This window comes from Chitinophaga sancti, assembly GCF_034087045.1.
GTDB lineage: Bacteria > Bacteroidota > Bacteroidia > Chitinophagales > Chitinophagaceae > Chitinophaga > Chitinophaga sancti_B.
In genome coordinates this window covers 5,531,124-5,554,519 of the sequence record NZ_CP139247.1, presented here as the reverse complement: position 1 = coordinate 5,554,519, position 23,396 = coordinate 5,531,124, and the positions used below count along the sequence as shown (strand labels likewise).

Below are 23,396 nucleotides of genomic sequence, written 5' to 3'. Positions count from 1 at the left end.
CAATTTTGTCGTAAAATTGAAGGGGTTTGGTTATAAGGCCTGCGGCCAGCTAATTTTTAAAAATCTTCAGATTCTTCCTCTTCACCAGAACTAGTACCAAAATTCATCATGGTACCCAGCAGGTCGCTGAACCTTGTCTCATTTTCCACCACCTTCTTACTGATTAAAGAATAAGCAGCCAAACCATGCAGCACGAATTCCATCAGCAGCAGCTGTTCCTGTTTATTCGCCTGTGGAAAACGGGCTTTGATCAGTTCTTTCAGCCCATCTACTTTTGTCAGTGCAGTTTCGTATTGCTTATCGCTCACATCCTGCAGTAACTGTACCGCATTACCTTTGTCAAACCACTGAATTACTTGTCTGTAAGGATTTTCGGCCTGTTGTACCTGTTTGCTGCGCTTTTTGAACGAATCCGGGTTCGGGAAGTAAGTAGCAAAGAGTGTACGGATAGATTTGTCCAGCAGATTCACGGCTACCTGCAATGGACCTTCCTGTTCACCTTCATATACAAGTTCTATCTTACCGGTAATAGCCGGAATGATACCCTGTAAATCCGCGACGCGGACAAAAGTTGATTTTTCACCATTAATGATAGCCCTGCGTTCGCCGGCACTCACTGCATTTTCATACGCAGCGATGGTAAGACGGGCAGAGACACCGGATTTCTTATCTACATATTCGCTGTTACGTGCTTCAAAAGCCACCTGTTCGATCATGCGCTTGATCATATCACTGATCTCAACATGTGATTGCTCTGCATGTACATTCGCTTCCTGTTCGGTGATGAGCAGGGAGTTCTCTACGCTCTTAGGATAGTGCGTGATGATCTGGCTTTCGATACGGTCTTTCAGCGGCGTCACGATAGAACCACGGTTAGTATAGTCTTCGGGGTTAGCTGTGAAGATAAAGAGGATATCCAGCGGCATGCGTACTTTGAAACCACGGATCTGTATATCGCCTTCCTGCAGGATGTTGAACAGGGATACCTGTATACGTGCCTGCAGATCGGGCAATTCGTTGATTACAAAGATGCCGCGGTTAGAGCGGGGAATGATACCAAAGTGGATCACCCTTTCATCTGCGTAGTTCAGTTTCAGGTTCGCCGCTTTGATAGGATCAATATCACCTACCAGGTCAGCTACGGAAACATCTGGCGTAGCTAGTTTTTCGCCATAGCGGGCTTCTGCCGGCAACCAGGAGATGGGTGTTGCATCACCGAGTTCAGCGACCAGGTCCCGGGCGTATTTGGAAAGTGGTGCGAAAGGACTGTCGTTCACTTCAGAACCTTCCACTACAGGAATGTATTCGTCCAGCAGGGAGATCATCTGGCGGGCCATACGTGTTTTTGCCTGACCGCGCAGACCGAGGAAGAGGATATTGTGCCTTGACAGTAATGCTCTTTCTGTGTCGGGGATAACGGTATCTTCATAACCGATGATACCGGGGAATGTGATCTCTTTTTGTTGTAATTTTTTTATCAGGTTTTGTCTGATCTCTTCTTTGACCGATTTAGGTTTATATCCACTCTTCTTTAACTCACCTAGCGTTCTGATGTTAATATTCATTAATTGATAAGATTTTACTGATTACAATTGAGTTTACAGCACCTTTTTTTTCCCGTTTTCGAAGTCGAAGAAGAGGAATTGTCCCAGTTTGTCAAGACCGGAAAAGAATGCTTTCCCGTTGTTGGTTTCGGTGAACTCGGTCACGAACTTTTGCAACCACGGGTCAGTCGCTACCATGAAGGTAGTGATGGGGATTTTCAGCTTTTTGCATTGTGCCGCCAGGTTCAGTGTGCGATTCAGAATTTTGCGGTCCAGGCCGAAGCTGTTTTTGTAATACTGTTTGCCGACTTTGAGACAGGTAGGTTTCCCATCGGTGATCATGAAGATCTGTTTGTTGGGATTCCGGCGTCTGCGCAGGATGTCCATGGCCAGTTCCAGGCCTGCTACTGTGTTGGTGTGGTAAGGACCCACCTGCAGGTAAGGGAGATCTTTGATCTCTATCTGCCAGGCGTCGTTACCAAAGACGATTATGTCCAGTGTGTCCTTGGGATAGCGGGTGGTGATGAGTTCACTCAGTGCCATGGCTACCTTTTTGGCGGGAGTGATACGGTCTTCGCCGTAAAGGATCATGGAGTGGGAGATGTCTATCATCAGGGCCGTAGACGTTTGGGTCTTGAAATCCGTTTCCTGTATTTCCAGGTCGTCCTGATGTATGGAAAAGCTCTCGATACCATGATTGATCTGGGCATTGCGGATGGACGCTGTCATGTCGATCTGTTCCAGTGCGTCGCCGAACTGGTAAGGTCTGGAATCGGCGTTCAGTTCATCACCCTGTCCTGATTTACGGGTGTTATGGTTGCCCACGTTTGACTTTTTCAGCTTACCAAAGATCTCTTCGAGGGCACGTTTGCGGATGTTCTGTTCGGTTTTTCCGGTGATCTGAATACTACCGTTTTCTTCGTTTTCGCGGATGTATCCTTTATCCCTTAGCTCCTGTATGAAGTCTCCGATACCGTATTCTTCGTTGGTCAGCTGGTATTCCTTGTCCAGTTCGGTCAACCATTGCAGTGCTTCGCTGACGTCGCCGCTGGTGTAAGTCAGCAGTTGGGTAAACACGTCAAGTAATTTCTCAAATGGCGATTTTCCCTGCTCGTCGGGTTCAAATTTGGAAAAATGTATGCCTCTCATAATAGTTCTAAATTAGTGATTTTAGTTGACAGTCAAAGACAGTGACAGGATGTGAGGGATTTTTTTAATTTTATGTTTATGTTAAGAAGAATATTCCCTGCTTTGGCACTCATTCTCCAATGCAGCATTTCCACGGCCCAGACAGTTAAAACAACCCGCGGTTACATCAAAGGTATCGAAGAACAGGGCATCTTCGTATTCAAAGGTATACCATACGCCAGCGCGGAACGCTTCAAAGCACCCACTCCCAGGCCCGCCTGGAAAGATACTCTCTCGTGTACGAATTTCGGCCCCATCGCTCCACAGTGGGATGGGAAAGTAACAGGCGATGAAGATTGTCTGCGGCTAAACCTCTATACACCCGGTGTGAAAGGGAAAAAGCCGGTGGTAGTATGGGTACACGGTGGTGGTATGACAGGCGGTACCGGCATGTGGATGAACGGTCATGCTTTTGCAGATCATGACAGTATCGTTACAATTACAATCAATTATCGGTTAGGGGCTTTGGGCTTCCTGTATTTAAACGATATCCCGGGCTATGAAACTGCGGCGAATAATGCCGTGCTGGATCTGGTAGCCTCCCTGCAATGGATCAAAGAAAACATAGCCGCATTTGGCGGTGATCCGGATCGGGTAACTGTAATGGGGGAATCAGCAGGTGCAAAACTGACCAGTGTACTGCTGGTGACTCCTGCTGCCAAAGGCAAATATCAGCAACTGGTACTCGAAAGCGGTGGCGTAAACTGTATCAGGGATACTGCTACGGCCAAAGCTATCAGGCAGTGCCTCATGGATACTTTACATATTGCTGATCCCGGACAACTCCTCACTTTATCTGTGAATGACATCATCACTGCACAGGCAAAGGTGTTAAAAGGAGCTTCTGGTACGAATTATTTCGGCCCTATGGCGGATGATAAGATCGTTTTCAGCGATGCATACAACTGGCTAAAAAAGCACCCTGTAAAAAATGTACGGGTCTTACTCGGCAGCAATAAAGCAGAAGCCCTGGTGTTTATGAATGCTGACAAACGATTATACCATGGGGATAGACAGGCGCTCAGGGATTGGTTTGGTAAAAATGGGGATCTGGTACAGCTGCCACCGGATACTGCTGGTAAAATACAAACACTCAGCCGCATTATGTACCAGCTGCATACTTATCGTCTTGCCAATGTACTCAGCGCACAAAAAGCTAACGTATGGCTGTACTCCTTCGAACAGCCCAGTCATGGCAACCCCGCTACCCACGGGCAGGAGCTGGGTTACATATGGGGCAGCCAGCAACCACTGGAAAATCCTTCGTTGCAGCAAACAATCCATACAGACTGGGTGAATTTTATCAAAGGCAAAAGCCCCTGGATAAAATACGACAGTCGAAAGCTGGGAATGATTTACGGGGAACCTACCCGTGAGGATAAGATCCCCGGCTATGAAGATCCGAACTATCCCGCGATGGGCTTTTTGCTGGATTGATTTGCTAAAATAATGGTAGCCAGCAGCTGCGCATTCACCAGTTCTGCCGGGTGTGGGGTATGGGGTAAAACACCCAAACCTGCATTCGGCAGTAATTTATAGGTTTGTAACGTTTCTTCAAAAGACACCATCCGATCGCGGTCTCCTAATAAGATCAATGTAGGGGTAGAGATGTTTTTGTAGTCATCAGGTTGTAATGGATTGTGCGTACCCATAGCCAGCATCATTTCTGCTGTTTTTTTTACAACAATTTTCCAGTCATTCGGCGCATGCATTTTCTCCAGCGCCTGCGCAAATGCGGGTACTTTCGCCAGCATCGTCTCCGGATTGAGCATCTTCGTTTCCTTTTCAGCCGTAGGAGGATCCCAATGGAATTTTGTGCCAAGTGTGATGATCCGGTCCACAAGAGCAGGATGTGCTGCCGCTAAATGCAAGGCAACATATCCTCCCATACTGGCGCCAAAAATCGTGAGATCTTCCAGTTGCTGTGAGCGGATGTGATCTGCGACAGCTTCAGCAAAAAGTGCAATAGAAAATGGCTCCTCCGGTAATGGTTGTCCGCCATGTCCGGGAAAGTCAAATAAGTGGATAGTATAATGTGGAGACAATGCTTCGGCGATCGCCGTTAGCTGCTGTGAGGCGCCAATGGCGCCGTGGAGTAATAACAATTGGGGCTTTTTCATGCCCGCAATATAAAGAAAAGGCCGGAATGCCTACCCAATAAGCATCCCAGCCTTCTGCTAAATATTAAAAGTACGAGACTATTAGTAGCGATAGTAACCGCCACCACCATGGTAATGATGATGATGTGGAGGACCATAACCAGGACCACGTTCAACCAGACAGCTACTTAAGCTGATAGTACCGATAAATAATGTTGCGATGATGAAATATTTAAACGTTTTCATGATGATTAGGTTTGAATAAACTGTGATCAATAAAGGTTGTTTAAGTTGGCGTCTGCAGGCGTTTTTTTAAACTTCTGATTAAGTAAATGAGAAAAGTGTGCCAGAGTCAAAATTGGATTGTTATTTACTGTTAAAAAGCCTGTAATCCGCTGTGGGTGAATGATCGCCGTCATAGTTTACACCCGTTTTTTCTACTAGGTTTGCTGTTATGATGCAAATTCCTTTCAATTTAATGGCAAAACCTGCGGGTGCTACCTGCAATCTGCAATGTTCTTATTGTTATTACCTGGAAAAGGACACACCGTATATGGATGATACGGTGCTGGAAGCATACATCCGGAACTATATCCGGGAGCAACCCAGCCAGCAGGTAGATTTTGTCTGGCAGGGAGGTGAAGCAACTTTGCAGGGCATCCCTTTTTATAAAAAGGCCCTGCAGTTACAAAAACAATACAGGAACGGAAAGGTGATCACGAATTCGTTTCAGACGAATGGCACTTTGCTCACGGATGACTGGTGTCGTTTCTTCAGAGATAACAATTTCCTGGTAGGAATTTCTATTGATGGTCCGGCAGAATTACATGACCCATACAGAGTAAATAAAGGAGGAAAAGCCACCTTTAAACAGGTGATGCGGGGCTTACGGTTATTACTAAAACATAGGGTAGAATTCAATACGCTGACTGTTGTACACGATTTAAATGTAAGGAAGCCGATGGAAGTATACCGGTTTCTGAAAAGAGAAGGAAGTGAGTACATGCAGTTTATTCCATTAGTGGGCAAAAAAGAAGCTGTGAATCCACTGGAGTTTGGGCAGTTTATGAGCAACATCTTCGACGAGTGGGTAAAGAGAGATGTAGGCCGGTATTTCGTGCCTGTTTTTGACGCTGCACTGGCAAATGAGGTAGGTGTGCCGGCAGGGAGTTGCGTATTCAATGATTATTGCGGACAATCGATTGTAATCGAACATAACGGCGATGTATTTGCCTGTGATCATTTTGTGGAGCCGCAGTATAAAATAGGGAATGTATTGACAGGGGGGCTGCAGGAGATGATGCATTCAGATAAGCAGCAGGCTTTTGGCTTAAATAAGTTCAGGCTGCTCCCGGCAGCCTGTGGCACATGTGATGTCTATAAATATTGTAGAGGGGAATGCCCGAAGAACAGGCAGTCAGATGGTCTCAATTACCTTTGTGAAGGTTACCGTCTGTTCTTCAGGCATATCCGTCCTTATATGCAATTTATGGCCAACGAACTGGCCCAACAGCGATCTCCTGCAAATGTCATGCGTTATGCTTCAACAGGTTTTCCGCCTCTGAACTGAGGTGGCAACATACTGATTTGCTGACTGATTGTTTCAGCAATTTGTCTGCTCTGTTCGCTTAAACCTGATTCATCATAAGTAGGAGCACTCTCCTTATCAAAATCATTTTGAATCATTTCAAATCCTGCCGGGATCAGGTTACTGAAATGCTTGTTGGGAGTTACATGATAGACGATGGAATGATCGCGTTGTTCGAATTCCAGGTCCAGCATAAACTGTTGCCCATCTAAGTTAATTGTGATTTGCCTGGTCATATGTTTGAGTTTAGAATTGTAAGACAAAAGACAGGCCATATGTCAACAATTCCACAGCAGGAGCAGGGGTGTTTTTATGGTGGTGTTTAAACCGGGGTAGGTAATGTGTATACTAAATCAGGAAAATCGTCGTAATGCATTTGTGCTCCATAAAACCCAAAGAATTAATACCGGCTGGAAGAACAGTCTTATCAGCCTTAAATTATCTGTATTCAGCCCAAATGCATCCCTGTGATGTATGTACTGTGCAATATTGCCCGGGAATACCAGGACAAAGAATAGCGCAATCAGCCAGCCTACCTGTACGCGGTATTTTCGTACAAATATCAGGGCAAGGCCGATCAGAATTTCTACTACCCCGGAGAGCAGTACCACTAAATCTGCATTCAATGGCACAAAAGAAGGCACCTGTGCCTGGAATTCATATCGGGCGAAACTCAGGTGCCCAACACCTGCGAAAATCAAAAATAAGCCCAGTAAAATGCGAAATATATGACGGATCATGTTTTTTGTAGTCTAAATATCATGCCTTTTTCTTTTCAAAGTATTCCCACAGGTATTTGGAGACTTTCCTTATCAGGATAGACGCTTCATTGTCATCTGTCCAGCTTTTATCGGCAATATTCTTCGTGCCGATATAGAAGGCATATTCCCCATGTGGGGCATTTACATACACGACTTCTGATCTTGATTCGTCTACAGCGCCTGATTTGTGAGCAGCCTGTACATAGGGAGGAATGGCGGAGATAGCTCCTTCGTCATAATAAGGATGCGTCATGAGCCGGTACATTCTTTCAGAAGCAGATTTACTGATGATTTCTCCATTGCGGATTTTGATCATCAGGGTGGTCATCTCACGGGGAGTCGTCATGCCCCAGCCGTAGATTTTCCATATTTCCTGTCTGCCGGCTGTACGGGAGTTCACCTTTGTGACGTGCAGTCCGTATTGCTCCATGAGCTGGTTAATACGTTCGCCACCACCGGCAAGGGCCTGGTTCCAGAGGGAAGCTGTGTTGTCACTGTACGACATCATGAGGGCGAGGAGTACGCTGAGCTCTGTTTCTGAACTGTCTTTGAAATATTGCATTATACCAGAGCCGCCGTATTTGGCGCTGTCCCTGTATACGAGTGGCTGGTGGTATTGGAGTTCTCCTTTCTCTATCTTGTCAAATACACCTACCAATATAGGTACCTTTACGATACTGGCGGTAGGGAAGATGCTGTCTGCATTGATTTCGGCATAGTGGCCGGTTTTCAGGTTACGGACATAAATACCTACATCCCCGTGAAAACCGGAGATCACTTCGCGGAGGCCTTTTTCCAGTTTTTGGTCGTGCTGGGCGAAGACGAAAGTTGGGAGCAAAAGCGCAAGAAAGAAATACTTCATATTGGTAAGATAAAAAATCTTAATGAATTACGGTAGTCCTGAATCATTCCCCGTTGCCATTAGAGGTCAGTACCTCACTCATATAATCAAAAAACGGGCGCATCGCCTTATATGTTTTATTGGCTTCTTCCAGGAAAGACGCTTCCATTACTTCCTCATCCGTAAACCTCCTGATCAGCAGATATTGTTTATACCTCAACAGATCTATGGCTTCATGATCCGCAGGATACCCCTTAGGAGCCGTCTTTAACTGCTCCCCCTGTAATGTGCCAAAAGCAGCAGTGAATGCTTTACTGTGGATGATTTTCTGCAAAGGTGCAGGATCAAAGGCGATGTCATCCCTGATCAGTTTCAGGTCTGCCGGTACAGGGCCAAAGAATCCACCTGCTACAAAGCTGTTCCCCTTTTCTATATGAAAATAATACCCACCCCTGCGCTGTTTTGTCGCACGTTTAAAGCTCCCACTCCAATGTGTTTTGTAAGGTGTTTTATCCTGTGAAAAACGGGTATCCCTATAAATGCGGTAAAGGCTTTTTTTGCCTGATGGGGTTTCAATCAGGTCGTGTACATTCATTTTGGCCAACAGGGCTTCAGCAAAGTTTTCAATATGCTGCAGCTCCTGCTGGTAAGTCATTTTATGCTCATTAAACCATTCGCGGTTATTATTCTTTCTTAATTTCTCCAGAAAATCGTATCCGGATGCAGGTATGATCACCTGTGATTGTTTTGCCATGACAATGAAAATTGAATGGCAAAGATAATCCTAATGAGCACTACCCGCTACAGCTTGTTTTTTATTATCCAGGATTTTCAGCACGGCCGTTTTCAGTTCTTCATACGGTGTATTGTCACCGAATCTCACCCCGTAGTTGTTATGCCCATCATTATCCGTTCCGCAAAGTAAATAAGGGTTGCTTTCCTCAACAGGAAGAGTATATTCTGTCTGGATCGTCATTTCAACCGCTTCGGGGGTAGCCATGACCACAAAGATGATCTTGTTATAATTTTTGTCGGATGTACCATGCTCATATCTTTCGTATACAACCACATCTTTCTTATTCCATTTAAATCTGTCTAGACAAAACCTGTCATTCAGCTCTCCGTCCAGTTTACCGTCCCGCTGTGCCGCGTACAATTTCGCCTTGTATCGTTCGCCCGTTATATAATCCTTATCGTGATAGCAGATCTGGATCATTTTGGTCATCGCTACATAATTCGCCGTGTCTATTTCCAACAATTCCTGCACTACCGGCAAGGCCAGCTCATGTCTGCCTTCTTTGATTTCAAGATCACAGATGCCGATACAGGCCGTCTGGTAATCCTCCCCATCTTTTGCCAGTTTATCTTTCACCTTGTAATATACAGCCAGCGCTTTTTCATTATCATTCTGTTCTGTATAGATCTGGCCAATCATGACATTGGCATGCCCGTCGTCATCAGGTAGTTCGCTTGCTTTGGTTAATACTTCTAGCGCCTGAGGGATTTTTTTTAAACCACGATAGGCAACACTCAATCCTACATAGTTGCGGGCACTGACATCGCAATCCTGTGCCTTTTCAAATACGGGAATCGCCTCCCTGTATTGCTGTCTCAAATTGAGCAAAGTGCCTTTCAGGTAATAGGAGCGGGGATCTTTTGGTGATCTGGCACTGGCCTTGTCAAAGATGGAGATCGCCATACTATCCTGTGATAACATTTGATAAGCAATGCCAAGGATATTCAATGCCGGAGCCGATAGGGTATCAGGTGCTGTGGTAGCAGCGATAATGTCCTGCCAGTTTTCTGCCTGCGCCAGCCTTTTAAAGAGGACACTGTCCTGGGCGTAACTTTGGTACAGGGCGCAACAGCAACAAATGGTTGCGATAAACTTTTTCATATATAGGGATATTTTTTCCCGTTTAACCGATCAATGCATTCAATGTCATCAGGTTTGTAATTGCATCCCCGATGGTGTTATTGAAATACACATACACCTCTTTCTCTTCTCTCATCCATTCTTTGATCTGTAAAGCATGTTGTTCCAGCTGAGCATGGGTATAACCACCCTTATAATCGCCAGCGGGACCGTGAAACCGAAGATAAACAAAATTGGCCTTGTTATTTAACCGGGTATTTTTTGATTTCGGAATATCGTGCAGGACTATACTGGCGCCGTATTCGTCGGCCAATTCAAACGTTTCGCTGATGTACCAGCTGGAATGCCGGAACTCCAACGCTACCTTCCACCCGGAAATTAGCGACAGCAGTGATTCCACCTGACCAAAACCATCGATCGTCAGGGAAGGTGGAAACTGTACCAGCAAACAACCTTTCTGATCCCCTGCCTGGTCAATGACAGTCATAAAATTTAACACATCTCCGGGATTAAATGCTAACCCTTTTATATGGGTAATTTCCTGCCATAATTTGTAAGTAAATACGAAATGAGGCGGCACCTCTTCCGTCCATTTTTTTACCGTACTACCTTTAGGTAATTTATAGAATGAGCTATTGATTTCAATGCTGTTAAACAAACTGGAATAGTAAGTAAGCCGGCTCTTATCCCGGTACGCCGGCGGGAAAGCAGCTTTGTTGGGAACTGGCAGTACAAGCCCGCTGGTGCCCGATTTATACAGGCCATTCATATTAATATCTGGTTTGATAATACATTATAAACAATTATATTTGAATCATACCTATGTTCATCAATTTCCCTCATTCAACAGAAAAACCATTAAACATCTCATGATGCAAAAACTCAAAGTAATCATTCTTTTATTCCTCGTCATGCTCTCTGTGAAATGCTTCTCACAGGTATCATGTTACAACATCATAGGGTATTACCCTTCGTGGGTAGCCGGAGGTAGTTACTACATCAACAGCCCTTCGAAGATCGACTATACCAGATACACGCATATTATGTATGCATTTGCCATTCCGGGCACCGATGGTAAAATTGGTGGTGTGGACAATAGCGCTTCATTGACCGACCTGGTGACCCGGGCACATGCAGCCAATGTAAAAGTGTTGTTGTCTATCGGTGGCTGGCTGGATTCTTCTCCAGGCAACACGCCATTCGAAACCATTTCCGGTAATACCACTTATATCAATAACCTCGCCACGGCCTGCGGAAACCTGATCAGTCAGTACAACCTGGACGGCATTGACCTGGATTGGGAATACCCCACTACCAAGGCTAAGTGGAATGCTCTGGCGACGACCCTGGGTACTAAGATCCACGGCATGGGCAAACTGTTTACCGCCGCGGTTTCCGAGAGTGCAGCCAACAATGGCGATCACTATGATGACGTCTCTATGCTGGATCTCGTGAACATCATGTGCTATGGTGATTACAGCCTGGCCAGCAGTTCTATGTCTTACTGGACATCAAGGGGCGTACCGCAAAGCAAACGTATGCTGGGTGTACCATTTTATAGTTCAGACAATAATACGGCAGAGCATATCCAGAAATCCACACTGGCCAAATCCACTGCAGGTGGAATTATGATCTGGGATATTGCCTCTGAATATGGTGATATCAATTCTATTTACAGCACCTTAGGTACCGTATGTTCCGGTAACACACCAGTGCCGCAGAATCTGGCCAAAGGCAAAACTGCCATAGCTTCTTCAGTAGAAACCAGTACAACCTATGTAGCAGGTAATGCTACTGATGGCAGTTACACCACCCGCTGGTCCTCCGATTATAGCGATCCGCAGTGGGTGTATGTAGACCTGGGTGCGAATTATGACATCAGCGAAGTTAAGATCACCTGGGAAACAGCATCAGCTACCGCATACCAGGTACAGGTTTCTGCGGATGCGGGTACCTGGACCACGATTAAATCTGTAAGTGGCAATACCACGCTGACCAATGATGTAACAGGTCTCAGTGGCACTGGTCGCTATGTACGCATTTATGGTACGGCCAGATCCACCGCTTATGGCTACTCTATATATGAACTGGAAGTATACGGTAATGCTGCGCAAAGCCCATATGGTGGAAGTGCGTGGACCATTCCCGGAAAGATAGAAGCAGAGAATTTTGATAATGGCGGCGAAGGGGTGGCGTATCATGACTATGATGCAGGCAATACACAGGGACAGTACAGAACTACTGAAGGGGTAGATATTGAAAGCTGTACGGATACAAACGGCGGCTATGACGTGGGGGCTGTGCACACGACTGAATACCTGGAATATACAGTGAATATTACCAAAGCGGGTGTATATACCTTCCAGGCGCGTGTGGCCACTACTGCAACCGGCAAGTCTTTCCATGCTGAACTGGATGGTCAGAACTTTACTGGTACGATCAGTGTACCTACTACCGGTGGCTGGCAGACGTGGACTACCGTGAATGTGACTACGCCGGTGCTGACAACGGGTAAAAAGGTGCTGAAAGTCTATATGGAAAGTGCTCAGTTCAACCTGAACTGGGTAAACTTCGTCTTACAGTCCGAAGATTTAGCCGCAGGTAAAAAGGCAGTTGCTTCTTCTATTGAGACAGCTGATTTTCCTGCCATTTATGCATTTGACGGAAATGATTCGACTACCAGGTGGTCATCTGCATTCAAGGATAGCCAATGGGTAAGGGTAGACCTGGATACAGTTCGTGCTGTATCAGAAGTAGTGATCAAATGGGAAGCCGCGTATGCGACCAGTTACCGGATTGAAACCTCTTTGGATACGCTTAGCTGGACAGTACAAAAAGCCGTAACGAATGGTACTGGCGGCACGGAAACTATTAGTTTCCCGGCGGTGAATGCCAGGTACGTACGTGTATTGGGATTGAAACGTGCTACGGCTTATGGCATTTCATTGTGGGAAGTTGTGATTCATGGGGGCAATGCGACTGCCGCAACGACCGCATCTGCAAAGAAAACGACAACAGCAGTTGTTGATTTTTCACTAAACGCCTCTCCAAATCCAACCACCAACATCCTCCATGTACAGGTACAAGGTATTAAATCACCTACCGTACTGCGTGTATACAGTATGAACGGACAAGCCATGTACACCACTCTCCTGAAACAGGATGTAAACCAGTTGCAACTGGACGTTTCAGGATGGCCTAAGGGGATTTATATCATATCCGCTGGCGGTCAGTCACACAAGATTGTAGTACAATAAAATTGTTTGAACATAGGTTATACCGTCCCGGTGATGATGCCGGGGCGGTTTATTATCTTAGCTCAATTGTCCTGACTGCACGTACTTCTTCCAGGAAATACTGATCGTGTGAAATGACGATCAATGTACCATCATAAGCATTGATGGCAGCTGTGAGAATGTCTACATTCTGAATATCGAGGTTGTTCGTCGGTTCATCCAGGATGATCATATCAGGCGCTTGCTGATCGATAGTCAGGCAGCAAAGCAGCAGGCGCATTTTCTCGCCACCACTAAGGGTACTGCAGGGCTTATCCCAATATTCTTTTGTAAAGAGAAAACGTGTGAGACGGATCTTTATTTCATGCTCCTGTAATGCGGAGCGATTGAATAATTGGGCCTGGTCGTATACGCTCAGGTGGTTATGGATCAATGAATAATCCTGGTCGATATACACTGTTTTACCTGTCTGACTGGTGAGTATACCGGCAGTCGGCGTCAATTGTCCCAGCATCATTTTGATCAGGGTTGTTTTCCCTGAACCATTCAATCCTTTGATGGAAAGTCTTTCTCCGCTATTGATCTGAAAACTGAGTGACTGTGACCAGAGTGGGGTATGCTGATAACCGAAATTAACACCTTGCGCATTTATGAGTGGTTTACCTTTGTGCAAATTAGCATTTTCAAATCCCAGTTTCATTTTGTCAATGTCGGGCAGCTCTTTGCGCAGGTCCTGCAGGTCCTGTGCGAGTTGGCCTACCTTTTCTTCATGCGCGCCTTTTACACGGGCAGTGCTCTTTTCTGCATTGTTACGGAAGGTATTCATGGCGATAGTCGGCAACCCTGCTTTTTCCTGTTTCTTTTTCCCCCGTGCATCAAGTTTTTGTTGTCTTTCTGCCGTTTCCCTTTCCGTTTCTTTTGCTTTGCGGAGAGCCTTTTCTTTGCTTTTTAAATCCTGAGCCAGGGCGTTATTTTCTATTTGTTTTTGTGCAAGATAGAAGTCGTAGTTACCACCATAAATGGTAATACCTTTTTTACTCAGCTCAAATACCTGGTTGGGGAGTTGCAGTAAATGCCTGTCGTGGCTGACGACTACGATGGTAGCGTTCGCATGTTCGATCAGGTCATATAGCAGGGCACGGCCATGACTATCCAGGTGATTGCTGGGCTCATCCAGCAGGATGATGTCTGGCTCATGAATGGCAATGCCGGCGAGAAAGACTTTCGTTTTCTGTCCGCCACTGAGGGTGTGCATAGGCTGTGAGAGGGTGAAGTCCTGTAACCCCCAGTGTAATATCGCTGCTGCGCATCTTTCTTCTATGGTCCAGTCATCATCCAGCAAGGTCATGTTGGATTCGGAAACATCGCCTTCCAGGATGCTGTGCAGTGCGTTTATTTTATGATCGATATGCAATGCCTGTGCAATCGTGAGGTCATTGTACTGACCGAAATGTTGTGGTATATAATATGGCTTGCCACTGGTATGAATTGTACCGGAAGCAGGTGTCAATATGCCTGCCATGAGTTTGAGCAGGGTGGACTTACCCGCACCGTTATTCCCGATCAATGCGCATTTTGCATTGGTAGGAACGGTGAGGTCAATATTGTCGAATAGCAGATCCTTATTAGGATGCAGATAGGTTACCTGTTGTAAAGTGAACATGGACTATTTTCTTCAGTAAGAATTAGTGAAGTGGGTTTGATTACTGATTATTTATAGAAAATAGATCTCACATTGGAGTAGGCGTAATTTTTGCAAATATAGGGAAAAGGTGCTATTTTTTCAGCGTACCATACTTTATTTTTATGACACCAGAAGCCTATAAAAGTTTGTTTACCGAGGACGATACTGTTGGTTGGACAGCCATTGACAATGTGTTTGATAAAATTTACCCGGGTCAGGAACCAGCACATTATGCCCCACCGTTACACTATGCAGCAGGTGGAGAAGATCCACTTGATGGCACAAGTATTTACAAAAGTAATCAGCAGGAAGAACATTTTCATATTGTGAGTTATGGTTTTTCTGAATTGTATTACAACGAAAAAGCCGCAGGTGGTGAATTCAGCAAATGGGGGTTTGAACTGACCATGCGTGTAAAGCCATTTGCGGGTGATCCGGATAAGCCAACCTGGGTGATCAATATGATGAACAACCTGGCCCGCTATGTATTTACTTCAGGTAAATGGTTTGAGGAATTTCAGTACATACCAGCTAATGGGCCCATCCGTCTTGACACGGATACTGATATTACTGGTCTGGCTTTTATCAAAGACCCGGAAGCCGGTCGTATCAATACGCCGAATGGAGAGGTCACCTTCCTGCAAATAGTAGGATTGACCACAGCTGAGCTTGGGCGGATTCAAAAAGCCAATACAAGAACAGCTGTGGAGGAAGTACTGACAGCATTAGCTATTACTAATCCTTTGCTGATCACTGATTTGGAAAGACGGTCATAACCGGATCATGTCAAGATGCACAGAATCCTTTTCCAGTGTGCCCGTCAATGTAATATGATCCATCTCTTTTTTAATAATACCTTTTAACGGCCCTGCAATGAGCGTATCTCCCCGGTATTGGTATTTACCAGTGTATCGGTGGTTCACATCGCCCCATTGCAGGGTTACATCATTAAAATACTCTAAATACACGATGGTGAGCGCATGGTTCCCCACCTTATACTTGCCTGTAATGGATGGGTGTTTGTTTGGAGAAGGAGCGGTAACGACTAACAAAAATGGAAGTACAGCCGCCGCGAGTACAGTATAAATATTGAATTCATTTTTTTGAAAAAATACCTGCTTTAATTGGTTATAAAACTCCGCTAACAGATAGATGACTCCGGCAAATAAAATAGTTGCGTGAAGCAATGCTCCCATACCAATCTTGTAAAAAACATCTATCATCATGATATTCAATAAGACAGGGATCAACATGATCAAACCCAATAGCCGGGTGCTTCTGAATAACAACAGGAAGGAACAGATTATCTGGGTCAGCGCAATGGCCACCATATAGGGATAAGAATACTGGAAATAAGCCCAGTTAACCGTATCGGCAGGCAGGGAGCTAAATGGCAGGTCGAGTACCGATTGGGGAACGTTGGCCTGTTGATGAAAAAGTTTTTGCCAGCCAAAAACAATCAGGTCAAAGGAGATGGCAAAGCAGATCCATTGTTTCGATGGTTTAATAATTAATATAATACTTAGCAATGCTGTCAATCCCCACATCCAGGGCATTGGTAAAAAGTTAAAATACCTCATGGCAATCCTGCTGAAAACTGCTAATGCTAATAATCCACTCAGGATGGAAAGCGGAATTTTTCTCATGTTTTTTTTCACAATACTACCATGGGGATTGGTTTTCGGCGTTCCGAACTATATTTCCGAACCACTTTTTTTCCAGTCCGAAGGGGATAGACCGGTCGCTTTTTTGAAGGTGGTATTGAAGGTGGTCTTGGAATTAAAGCCTGCTTCAAAGGCAATTCCCAGTATGCTCAGGTGGGCATGTCTTTCTGAAAGCAGGAGCTCCTTGGCCAATGTGATCCTGTAGGTATTGATGAATTGATTGAAGTTCTGGCCATAGCCGTTGTTTAATAATGCGGACAGGTCATGGACACTTATCTCCATTTTTTCGGCCAATAAGGGTAGGTTCAGGTCGCTGTCTGTATAAACCCTTTGTCTGGTCATTAAATCTTCCAGACGGGCTTTTAAATCATCAGGAATGGGAGTCTGAACCGGACGTGGCTGATAATCCTTTTGCCTGATAGCCAAAAATCCAATTCCGAAAATTGCCATCACTACCGCATATTGATTAAGACCGCTGAACCAGATGAGCATCAGGCAACAGATACTCCATAGCAAATATCGGAGCCAGGGCAAATGCATAGGGTGCTTCATGAGGCGGTAAATAGACAGGGAGACGTATAGGAATAACTGCACCTTTATAACTCTGGCCATGATCCAGCCAAAGACGGGTGAGTAGGATGCAGGTAAGGAAAAGAGATGTCTGTTGCAAATGATTTCAGGTACAGTAAAAATAAAAAACAACCCTGCCGGTAAGAAATGCCAGTAGGCTGCTTTCTTAAACCCCTTTGTATAATGCAGTACACAGAAATAAAGGGAGGGTGCCATGGCAAAACGAGTAAGCTCTGTCAACGGTATCCACCGGGCCGGGACAATCATAGAGGCGATAGCACATCCTACACAAAAGAAAAAAGCTCCCAACCAGCGATTTGCCGGCAAATTTACCTTTCCTGCGGTACTGGCCAGTAAAAAAGACAGTAAAAAAATACTGCCACAGGTTAGCGCATAAATCATACGTTAATATACAAAAAAAGCGTCTGCCTAATGGGGCAGACGCTTTTTCAAAACTACAACATAATATAGGTCTCCATTATTTGATACTTACCAGTACTTTAATGACGCCTGTACCATTGCCATCAAAATTAGCCAGTGCTTTACCGATCACCTGACCAGGCTTTACCTTGTCAATATCAGCTTTCATAGCATGACCCGCTTTGCTGGAAGTTACCAGCAGATCGCCACGTTTGATAGCACCATTTTCACCACATACCTTGGTTGGTATTACGCCGATCACACCCATTGGCACTTGGTCGGTCAGTTCATCTTTTAATTCCTCGTCTTCGGTGAGTAGCACACCAGGTTTGGTGGCATACACACCAGCGACGAGCGTAGAGTATGGTTCGGAAGAAAGGGCTACAGTGCGGTCATCCTCAGTAGAGATGACGAGTACATCGCCGGCACTGTAAGACGAAATTTTACCTTCTACAGCAAAAGCCTCTGCCACGTCAGCACCACTTGTTTGTGTACCCCGATGCTACTTCATTTATTAACTGCAACTACATGCAAATATGTTACAAATGCCTGCTGGGGGCAATGTTCAATTCTTACATGGCGGAATTCATTTTTTAAATGGCAGGCCAGGGAGGACAATTGGTTTTGATGTAATAGAAACAGTGGGGCGGGATAATTGTTTTATACTAATAAAAAAACCTGCGGAATTTCGCAGGTTTTTTTATTATGATTTACGAACATATTTCGTTAGGATCACAATGGTTTGTTCATTGATCTTTCCTTCTATTTGTTCGGGATTGTCACTGACTAATCTGATTTTACGTACAATCGTTCCTTTGGGTGCCATAAAGTTGGCGCCTTTTACATTCAGTCCCTGTGTCAGTACCACGGTATCGCCGTGTTCCAGTTCAGTACCATTGCTGTCACGATGAACGGCTTTTACTTCGAATGCGCTCAGTGCCCAGTGGCTCACTGATTCATCTATTTCTACACCATTTATGATTTCGGCTGCCCATTCCTGGTCTTTGTGTTTGTAAAGCAGGCGATAACTCAGGGCCTGTACGCTAGGCTCCGGATTCCAGATACTACCAGCCAGTACATGCCAGTGCATAGCTGCAGCTGCATCTTCCATGGCGGCAGCGCAGGTGTTGCAAATCGCAACTTCATTTTCAATCGCATCATTGTTTTTGGGACTCACAGCAAAGGCTATCGAGGCATCTTCACCAGTGCACAGCTCACATGTGCCGTTACTGCGCTCTCTTAATGCAGGCGTAATAGTTGTACTCATAAATGGTTTATTTTCTATATAAAAGTTGCAAAGATAAACGCATATTCCGGATTTTCTGTAATGACAGAAATCAGGACATTTGTATTATGAAAATACAGGAGCATATCAATTATTCCCGGATCGCGGAGGCAATTGACTATATCAGGACCCATTTTCGGGAGCAACCGAACCTGGATGCGGTAGCAGAAAGTGTGCACCTGAGTCCGGCCCATTTCCAGCGGATGTTTACAGAATGGGCGGGTACAAGTCCCAAAAAATTTCTGCAATACATCAGCCTGGAATATGCCAAGGGGATGCTGAAGGAAACGACTATTTTTGATGCCGCATATGAAACCGGGCTGTCGAGTACCAGTCGTTTACATGATTTATTTATTGGGATTGAAGGTATGACCCCGGCAGAATATAAACATGGCGGCAAAGATCTGGTGATCAATTATAGTTTTGCTGAGAGTCCGTTTGGGAGCCTGATTGTGGCGTCTACACCAAAGGGTGTTTGTTATATGGCATTTGATGCGGACGAAGTGCGGGCGTTGGAAGATCTTAAAGTGAAATTCCCGAATGCTGTTTTTGTACGCAAACTGGATTTGTTACAACAAAATGCATTGTTCATCTTTCAGCATGACTGGACTAAACTGCCTGAGATTAAACTACACCTGCGGGGAACGGATTTTCAACTAAAGGTATGGGAGAGTTTATTGAAAATACCTTTAGGGAAATTGTCTACCTATGGTGCGATCGCGGCCAATATCGGTAATCCGACTGCAACGCGGGCAGTGGGAACAGCCATTGGCAATAATCCCGTAGCATATTTAATTCCCTGTCACAGGGTGATACAATCCAGTGGTACATTCGGAGAATATATGTGGGGGACTACACGAAAAACGGCGATCATTGGCTGGGAAGCCGCAAAGGCAGGGTTATAGGTGCCGGTTGTATTTCATGAGCTGCCTGGTGATGCGTTGGCCTATGGGTTGAATGGAGGTTGGTGTCTATTGTGGATCGCAAGGTAAAAGATATTATATTTATTGTGGAATGAAAAGAACTGTCACATTATTGCTGGCTTTCCTGAGTTTGAAGGCCCTGGCACAAAAGGAATTTCCTATTACCCGCTTTGGAGCAAAGTCGTCGATGAATTTTGATAACGCCAATGCTATACAACGAGCGATTGATTCTGCTACCCTTAAGGGCGGCACGGTAATCATTCCTGCGGGGATGTACCTGACCAGCCCTTTGCAATTAAAAAATAATGTCACATTACATTTGAATAAAGATGCCATTTTGTTCGGGAGTACGGAGAGGATGCACTACAGCGGTCCGGCATTGATTGTGTGTATAGGGCAGCAAAATGTGGGGATTACAGGAGAGGGGATGATTGATGGACAGGGTAGGGAACTGGTAGAAAATACCATTCAATGTCTGCGTGAGGGAAAGATCGTGGATGAGGAGTGGTTGAAAAAAAGACCTACAGAGAAAAACAGACCTAACCTGTTGTACTTTGAAAACTGTACGGGGGTACGGATAAAGGGAGTGACCTTAAAGAATTCAGCCTGTTGGGTGCAGAACTATAAAGAGTGTACCCATGTGGTGATAGATGGGATTAATGTAGAAAGTACGGCTTACTGGAACAATGATGGGGTAGATATTGTTGATTCAAAGGATGTAGTGATTAAGAACAGTTATTTCAATGCGGCAGACGATGCAATATGTCTGAAGTCAGAAAATGGGGCGCGGAGTTGTGAGGATGTGACTGTCGAAAATTGTACGCTGCGGTCCAGTGCGAATGGGTTTAAATTAGGAACTGGATCACTGGGTGGGTTTAAGAATATTGTGGTAAAGAACATTACGGTGTTTGATACTTATCGTTCAGCTATTGCTTTGGAGGCGGTAGATGGGGGATTTATAGAGAACGTGCATGTGATTGATGTACGGGCCCTGAATACCGGCAATGCCCTTTTTATACGATTGGGGAAGCGCAATAAGGATGACAGGTATAGTACGGTCAATAATATTGTAATTGAAAAAGTAAAGGCGGAAATCCCGGCAGGCAAGCCTGACATCGGGTATCCGCAGGAAGGGCCTTTGCCGAAGATGCCGGTTCAATATGTACTACCGATGGTGATAGCAGGTTTGCCAGGGCATCCTTTGAAAAATGTGCAGTTGATAGATGTTGAAGTAATCTACCCCGGCGAGCATGTAAAAGGTCCGATCAATGAAGTACCGGAAAATGCGGCAGGCTACCCGGAATTCACCATGTTTGGCGACTTACCTGCATGGGGAATATATGTAATGCATGCAGATAGTATTCAAATGTGGAATTTTAAAGTAGACGTGCAGCGCGGAGATTCCAGGTCTGCATTAATGTTTAAGGATGTGAAGGCGCTATTAATGAGGCATGTAAAAGTTCCTGAAAAGGAGGAAATAAATACTTCACATAACGAAGCGAAAACGCTATCCTTTTAAAAATTATCTTTGTTCAAAATTGATACATATGTTCGAGCAATTATCATCTCTGATCCAGCAGTATAGTCAGCAAAGTGTAGCTGACAACCCCGCAATACCAAATGAACACAACCAGGGCGTTGTGGAAGAACTGAAGAATGTCATCCTCTCTAAAGTAACGGGTCTGGTAAGCAGCGGTCAGACCGACAAGATCACTGAAATGTTATCCTCCAATGGCGACACGCCTGAAACAAAAGACATGGAGAATAACTTTGCCACTAATATCATGCAGAAGTTCGGTATCAATAGTCAGGTAGCTACCTCCATTGCAGCTACACTGATTCCTGGTATCCTGAATGCACTGCGTGGACAGGGAGGTATACAGGAGATCTTAGCATCTCTCGGCGGCGGTGGCGGCCTTAGTGGCTTAAGCAGTTTAGGGGCTAAAATTGGCCTGGATAAAGATGCCGACGGAGATGTAGACCTGAATGATTTAGGCAAGATGTTTAAGTTTTAATATTTAACTAATAAAAAGGAGAAACCCGCTTTAGCTCAATGCTGAAGCGGGTTTCTCCTTTTTATTGTATCGTGTTGATAGATTAAGCAGGAAGATTTTAGGCCCGAATACCAAACTGGTATCCTTCACGCAGGTGAGCTATGCGTTGGATACTGTAACGCTTGCGAAGCAGATGACAGACCTTTGTGAGGCGTTTCTTTTATAGTTTACACTTTCAATGATCCCCTAAACCCCCTTGCTGCATAATAGGATTGCGCCCCATTGTGATAAACAAATACCCGATCATATCTGCGATCCCCAAAGATCGCCCCACCTAATTTCCTGATAGCAGGTGGCGTAGCCAGCCAACTGGAAGTTTTCAGATCAAACTCCCCCAGCTCCTGCAGCCCCCTATATTCCTCCTCAGTTAGCAACGCTATCCCTATTGCCGCCGCCATCTCAGTAGCACTATCCGCTGGCTTTGCTTCCTTTCTTTCATCCAGCGCCTGCTGATCATAACACACACTTCTGCGGCCTTTTGGGCTTTCTGGCGAACAGTCTACGAAAGTATATTCCCCTGTTATTTTATCAAATCCTATCACATCCGGCTCTCCGCCAGTTTCTTCCATAATATCAAGAACTTTTAATTTTTTCGGACTGGCAATTAGTTTTGCTTCCACCTTTGCCCATTCAATTCCTTTGTGGCGATTTGTATGTTTCTCAAAACGGGCTTTTAATATTTTCAGCAGTTCAGTACTCATACGGTTATTTTAAATTTTTAACTACTTTCTATGATTGATTGAGTGCAATGTTTAGACCTTTTTTGAAAGGTGATTTCAGCATGCCTGGTATTGTTATTTTAATTTATCAACGACTTCCTGTAAGCGATTATGTGCCATATTTAAACCTTGTCTGAAAGGCAATTTCAATAGCTGGTCTCTCAATGCTCCCGATCTATATACAATCTGCATAGTGAGTTTGCTGTTATCTTCATCCAAAGCCTCAAATTCCAGGAATTCCAGTTGCACATCAAAAGGTGCATTCCCCATCTCAAAAGTGCGGGTGATTTTTTTATTCGGCACAAACTCATGATACACCCCACTTGCCGTGAAGACGATATTACCTTCCCCATCGCTGGTATCAAACTGCCAGCTACCGGATTTTTTATTTTCCAGTTTTACAACTTTTGTGTTCATCCATTGTGCTACAATATCAGCATCTTCATATGCTTTGAATAACAGTTCTACTGGCAGTTCAAACTCCCTCGTAATGGTGAGTTGCTGTTGACCATCTTCAGCGTGGATTTTAGTCTTCAGTTCCATTTATTTCTTTTTGTAGGTTTCGTAATGTCTTCCCGCTTATACGCTATTGTAAATACTTAAAGAATGGTTGCCCTATTTCTTTTTGTAGGTTTTCATAATATCCTCCAACTTATTGAACCTGTCATCCCATAGTTTCCGGAACGGTTCAATAAAATCTGCAATTTCTTTCATCTTATTTGGGTTCAGGTGATAATAGATCTCCCTGCCATTTTGCTGTTGCTCAAGCAAATTACATTCCGTGAGAATAGCCAGGTGTTTTGACACGGTCGGTCTCGCAGTATTAAAGTTAGCGGCAATAGATCCGGCAGTCATCGCCTGTGACGCCACCAGCATTAAAATAGCTCTTCTGGTCGGGTCCGCAATGGCCTGAAACACGTCTCTTCTGATTATCATGGGTGAAG

At 44.8% G+C, this 23,396-nt stretch carries 26 protein-coding genes; 8 read left to right on the top strand and 18 right to left on the bottom strand.

What is annotated here, in order from left to right; all coding sequences use genetic code 11:
* Positions 1-56 precede the first annotated feature (56 nt).
* Entirely contained in the window at positions 57-1,565 is a 1,509-nt protein-coding gene (locus SIO70_RS22545; RefSeq protein WP_320574529.1) for a sigma 54-interacting transcriptional regulator, read from the bottom strand.
* A 33-nt stretch (positions 1,566-1,598) separates the two neighbouring features.
* Positions 1,599-2,693 carry a vWA domain-containing protein gene (locus SIO70_RS22540; protein WP_320574527.1) on the bottom strand — a complete coding sequence of 365 codons (1,095 nt, stop codon included), beginning with the start codon at positions 2,691-2,693 and terminating at the stop codon, positions 1,599-1,601.
* A gap of 78 nt (positions 2,694-2,771) precedes the next feature.
* Here SIO70_RS22540 and SIO70_RS22535 point away from each other — a divergent pair, with 78 nt between their 5' ends.
* On the top strand, positions 2,772-4,169 hold the full coding sequence (locus SIO70_RS22535) for a carboxylesterase family protein (RefSeq protein ID WP_320574524.1): 1,398 nt from the start codon (positions 2,772-2,774) through the stop codon (positions 4,167-4,169).
* Here SIO70_RS22535 and SIO70_RS22530 read toward each other — a convergent pair.
* Positions 4,139-4,852, bottom strand: coding sequence for an alpha/beta hydrolase (locus tag SIO70_RS22530; RefSeq protein ID WP_320574523.1), 714 nt, complete (start codon positions 4,850-4,852; stop codon positions 4,139-4,141). The two genes, SIO70_RS22535 and SIO70_RS22530, sit on opposite strands and share 31 nt — an antisense overlap.
* A gap of 81 nt (positions 4,853-4,933) precedes the next feature.
* Positions 4,934-5,077 carry a hypothetical protein gene (locus tag SIO70_RS22525; RefSeq protein ID WP_320574521.1) on the bottom strand — a complete coding sequence of 48 codons (144 nt, stop codon included), beginning with the start codon at positions 5,075-5,077 and terminating at the stop codon, positions 4,934-4,936.
* A 232-nt stretch (positions 5,078-5,309) separates the two neighbouring features.
* On the opposite strand from SIO70_RS22525, the gene SIO70_RS22520 reads away from it, so the two are divergent.
* Positions 5,310-6,401 carry an anaerobic sulfatase maturase gene (locus tag SIO70_RS22520; protein WP_320574518.1) on the top strand — a complete coding sequence of 364 codons (1,092 nt, stop codon included), beginning with the start codon at positions 5,310-5,312 and terminating at the stop codon, positions 6,399-6,401.
* Here the strand turns inward: SIO70_RS22520 and SIO70_RS22515 are convergent.
* The 6 genes from SIO70_RS22515 to SIO70_RS22490 all read right to left on the bottom strand — a co-directional run bounded on the left by SIO70_RS22515 (position 6,368) and on the right by SIO70_RS22490 (position 10,666).
* Positions 6,368-6,655, bottom strand: a complete 288-nt coding sequence (locus SIO70_RS22515; protein ID WP_320574516.1) for a hypothetical protein — start codon at positions 6,653-6,655, stop codon at positions 6,368-6,370. The genes SIO70_RS22520 and SIO70_RS22515 overlap by 34 nt on opposite strands.
* Before the next feature lie 117 nt (positions 6,656-6,772).
* Entirely contained in the window at positions 6,773-7,159 is a 387-nt protein-coding gene (locus tag SIO70_RS22510) for a DoxX family membrane protein (protein ID WP_320574515.1), read from the bottom strand.
* A gap of 19 nt (positions 7,160-7,178) precedes the next feature.
* A complete protein-coding gene (locus SIO70_RS22505) occupies positions 7,179-8,042 on the bottom strand; it encodes a serine hydrolase (RefSeq protein WP_320574513.1) in 864 nt (287 codons plus the stop codon).
* Positions 8,043-8,085: 43 nt separating this feature from the next.
* Complete coding sequence (locus tag SIO70_RS22500; protein WP_320574511.1) at positions 8,086-8,775, bottom strand: DUF2461 domain-containing protein; 690 nt, start codon at positions 8,773-8,775, stop codon at positions 8,086-8,088.
* Between the two features lie 30 nt (positions 8,776-8,805).
* Complete coding sequence (locus SIO70_RS22495) at positions 8,806-9,918, bottom strand: tetratricopeptide repeat protein (RefSeq protein WP_320574510.1); 1,113 nt, start codon at positions 9,916-9,918, stop codon at positions 8,806-8,808.
* A gap of 22 nt (positions 9,919-9,940) precedes the next feature.
* Complete coding sequence (locus tag SIO70_RS22490; protein WP_320574508.1) at positions 9,941-10,666, bottom strand: DUF72 domain-containing protein; 726 nt, start codon at positions 10,664-10,666, stop codon at positions 9,941-9,943.
* A 100-nt stretch (positions 10,667-10,766) separates the two neighbouring features.
* Between SIO70_RS22490 and SIO70_RS22485 the strand changes: the two genes are divergently transcribed.
* Positions 10,767-13,154 carry a discoidin domain-containing protein gene (locus SIO70_RS22485; RefSeq protein ID WP_320574506.1) on the top strand — a complete coding sequence of 796 codons (2,388 nt, stop codon included), beginning with the start codon at positions 10,767-10,769 and terminating at the stop codon, positions 13,152-13,154.
* Between the two features lie 52 nt (positions 13,155-13,206).
* On the opposite strand, the gene abc-f is transcribed toward SIO70_RS22485, so the two are convergent.
* A complete protein-coding gene (gene abc-f / locus SIO70_RS22480; protein WP_320574504.1) occupies positions 13,207-14,796 on the bottom strand; it encodes a ribosomal protection-like ABC-F family protein in 1,590 nt (529 codons plus the stop codon).
* 143 nt (positions 14,797-14,939) lie between these two features.
* Here abc-f and SIO70_RS22475 point away from each other — a divergent pair, with 143 nt between their 5' ends.
* Positions 14,940-15,593: a suppressor of fused domain protein gene (locus SIO70_RS22475; RefSeq protein ID WP_320574500.1), complete on the top strand. Its 654-nt coding sequence runs from the start codon at positions 14,940-14,942 to the stop codon at positions 15,591-15,593.
* Here SIO70_RS22475 and SIO70_RS22470 read toward each other — a convergent pair.
* Positions 15,588-16,463 carry a hypothetical protein gene (locus tag SIO70_RS22470; protein ID WP_320574498.1) on the bottom strand — a complete coding sequence of 292 codons (876 nt, stop codon included), beginning with the start codon at positions 16,461-16,463 and terminating at the stop codon, positions 15,588-15,590. The genes SIO70_RS22475 and SIO70_RS22470 overlap by 6 nt on opposite strands.
* Positions 16,464-16,511: 48 nt before the next feature.
* Positions 16,512-17,267, bottom strand: coding sequence for a helix-turn-helix domain-containing protein (locus SIO70_RS22465; protein ID WP_320574496.1), 756 nt, complete (start codon positions 17,265-17,267; stop codon positions 16,512-16,514).
* Between SIO70_RS22465 and SIO70_RS22460 the strand changes: the two genes are divergently transcribed.
* Positions 17,266-17,448 carry a hypothetical protein gene (locus SIO70_RS22460; RefSeq protein WP_320574494.1) on the top strand — a complete coding sequence of 61 codons (183 nt, stop codon included), beginning with the start codon at positions 17,266-17,268 and terminating at the stop codon, positions 17,446-17,448. The genes SIO70_RS22465 and SIO70_RS22460 overlap by 2 nt on opposite strands.
* 81 nt (positions 17,449-17,529) lie before the next feature.
* Here the strand turns inward: SIO70_RS22460 and SIO70_RS22455 are convergent, their stop codons facing one another.
* Together SIO70_RS22455 and SIO70_RS22450 are read right to left on the bottom strand one after the other, a co-directional pair.
* The gene (locus tag SIO70_RS22455; RefSeq protein WP_320574492.1) at positions 17,530-17,943 is read right to left on the bottom strand and encodes a hypothetical protein; all 414 of its coding nucleotides are present in this window, start codon (positions 17,941-17,943) and stop codon (positions 17,530-17,532) included.
* A gap of 231 nt (positions 17,944-18,174) precedes the next feature.
* The gene (locus SIO70_RS22450; RefSeq protein WP_320574490.1) at positions 18,175-18,738 is read right to left on the bottom strand and encodes a PhnA domain-containing protein; all 564 of its coding nucleotides are present in this window, start codon (positions 18,736-18,738) and stop codon (positions 18,175-18,177) included.
* An 86-nt stretch (positions 18,739-18,824) separates the two neighbouring features.
* Between SIO70_RS22450 and SIO70_RS22445 the strand changes: the two genes are divergently transcribed.
* The 3 genes from SIO70_RS22445 (at position 18,825) to SIO70_RS22435 (ending at position 21,694) form a co-directional block, all read left to right on the top strand.
* A complete protein-coding gene (locus SIO70_RS22445) occupies positions 18,825-19,661 on the top strand; it encodes a methylated-DNA--[protein]-cysteine S-methyltransferase (RefSeq protein WP_320574489.1) in 837 nt (278 codons plus the stop codon).
* 109 nt (positions 19,662-19,770) lie between these two features.
* A complete protein-coding gene (locus tag SIO70_RS22440) occupies positions 19,771-21,198 on the top strand; it encodes a glycoside hydrolase family 28 protein (RefSeq protein WP_320574487.1) in 1,428 nt (475 codons plus the stop codon).
* Between the two features lie 28 nt (positions 21,199-21,226).
* Positions 21,227-21,694: a hypothetical protein gene (locus tag SIO70_RS22435; protein WP_320574485.1), complete on the top strand. Its 468-nt coding sequence runs from the start codon at positions 21,227-21,229 to the stop codon at positions 21,692-21,694.
* Positions 21,695-21,900: 206 nt separating this feature from the next.
* Here the strand turns inward: SIO70_RS22435 and SIO70_RS22430 are convergent, their stop codons facing one another.
* The 3 genes from SIO70_RS22430 to SIO70_RS22420 form a co-directional block, all read right to left on the bottom strand.
* The gene (locus SIO70_RS22430) at positions 21,901-22,434 is read right to left on the bottom strand and encodes a DUF4256 domain-containing protein (protein WP_320574483.1); all 534 of its coding nucleotides are present in this window, start codon (positions 22,432-22,434) and stop codon (positions 21,901-21,903) included.
* A gap of 93 nt (positions 22,435-22,527) precedes the next feature.
* Positions 22,528-22,995, bottom strand: coding sequence for an SRPBCC family protein (locus SIO70_RS22425; RefSeq protein ID WP_320574481.1), 468 nt, complete (start codon positions 22,993-22,995; stop codon positions 22,528-22,530).
* A gap of 72 nt (positions 22,996-23,067) precedes the next feature.
* A complete protein-coding gene (locus SIO70_RS22420) occupies positions 23,068-23,388 on the bottom strand; it encodes a metalloregulator ArsR/SmtB family transcription factor (RefSeq protein WP_320574479.1) in 321 nt (106 codons plus the stop codon).
* Between the last annotated feature and the right edge of the window lie 8 nt (positions 23,389-23,396).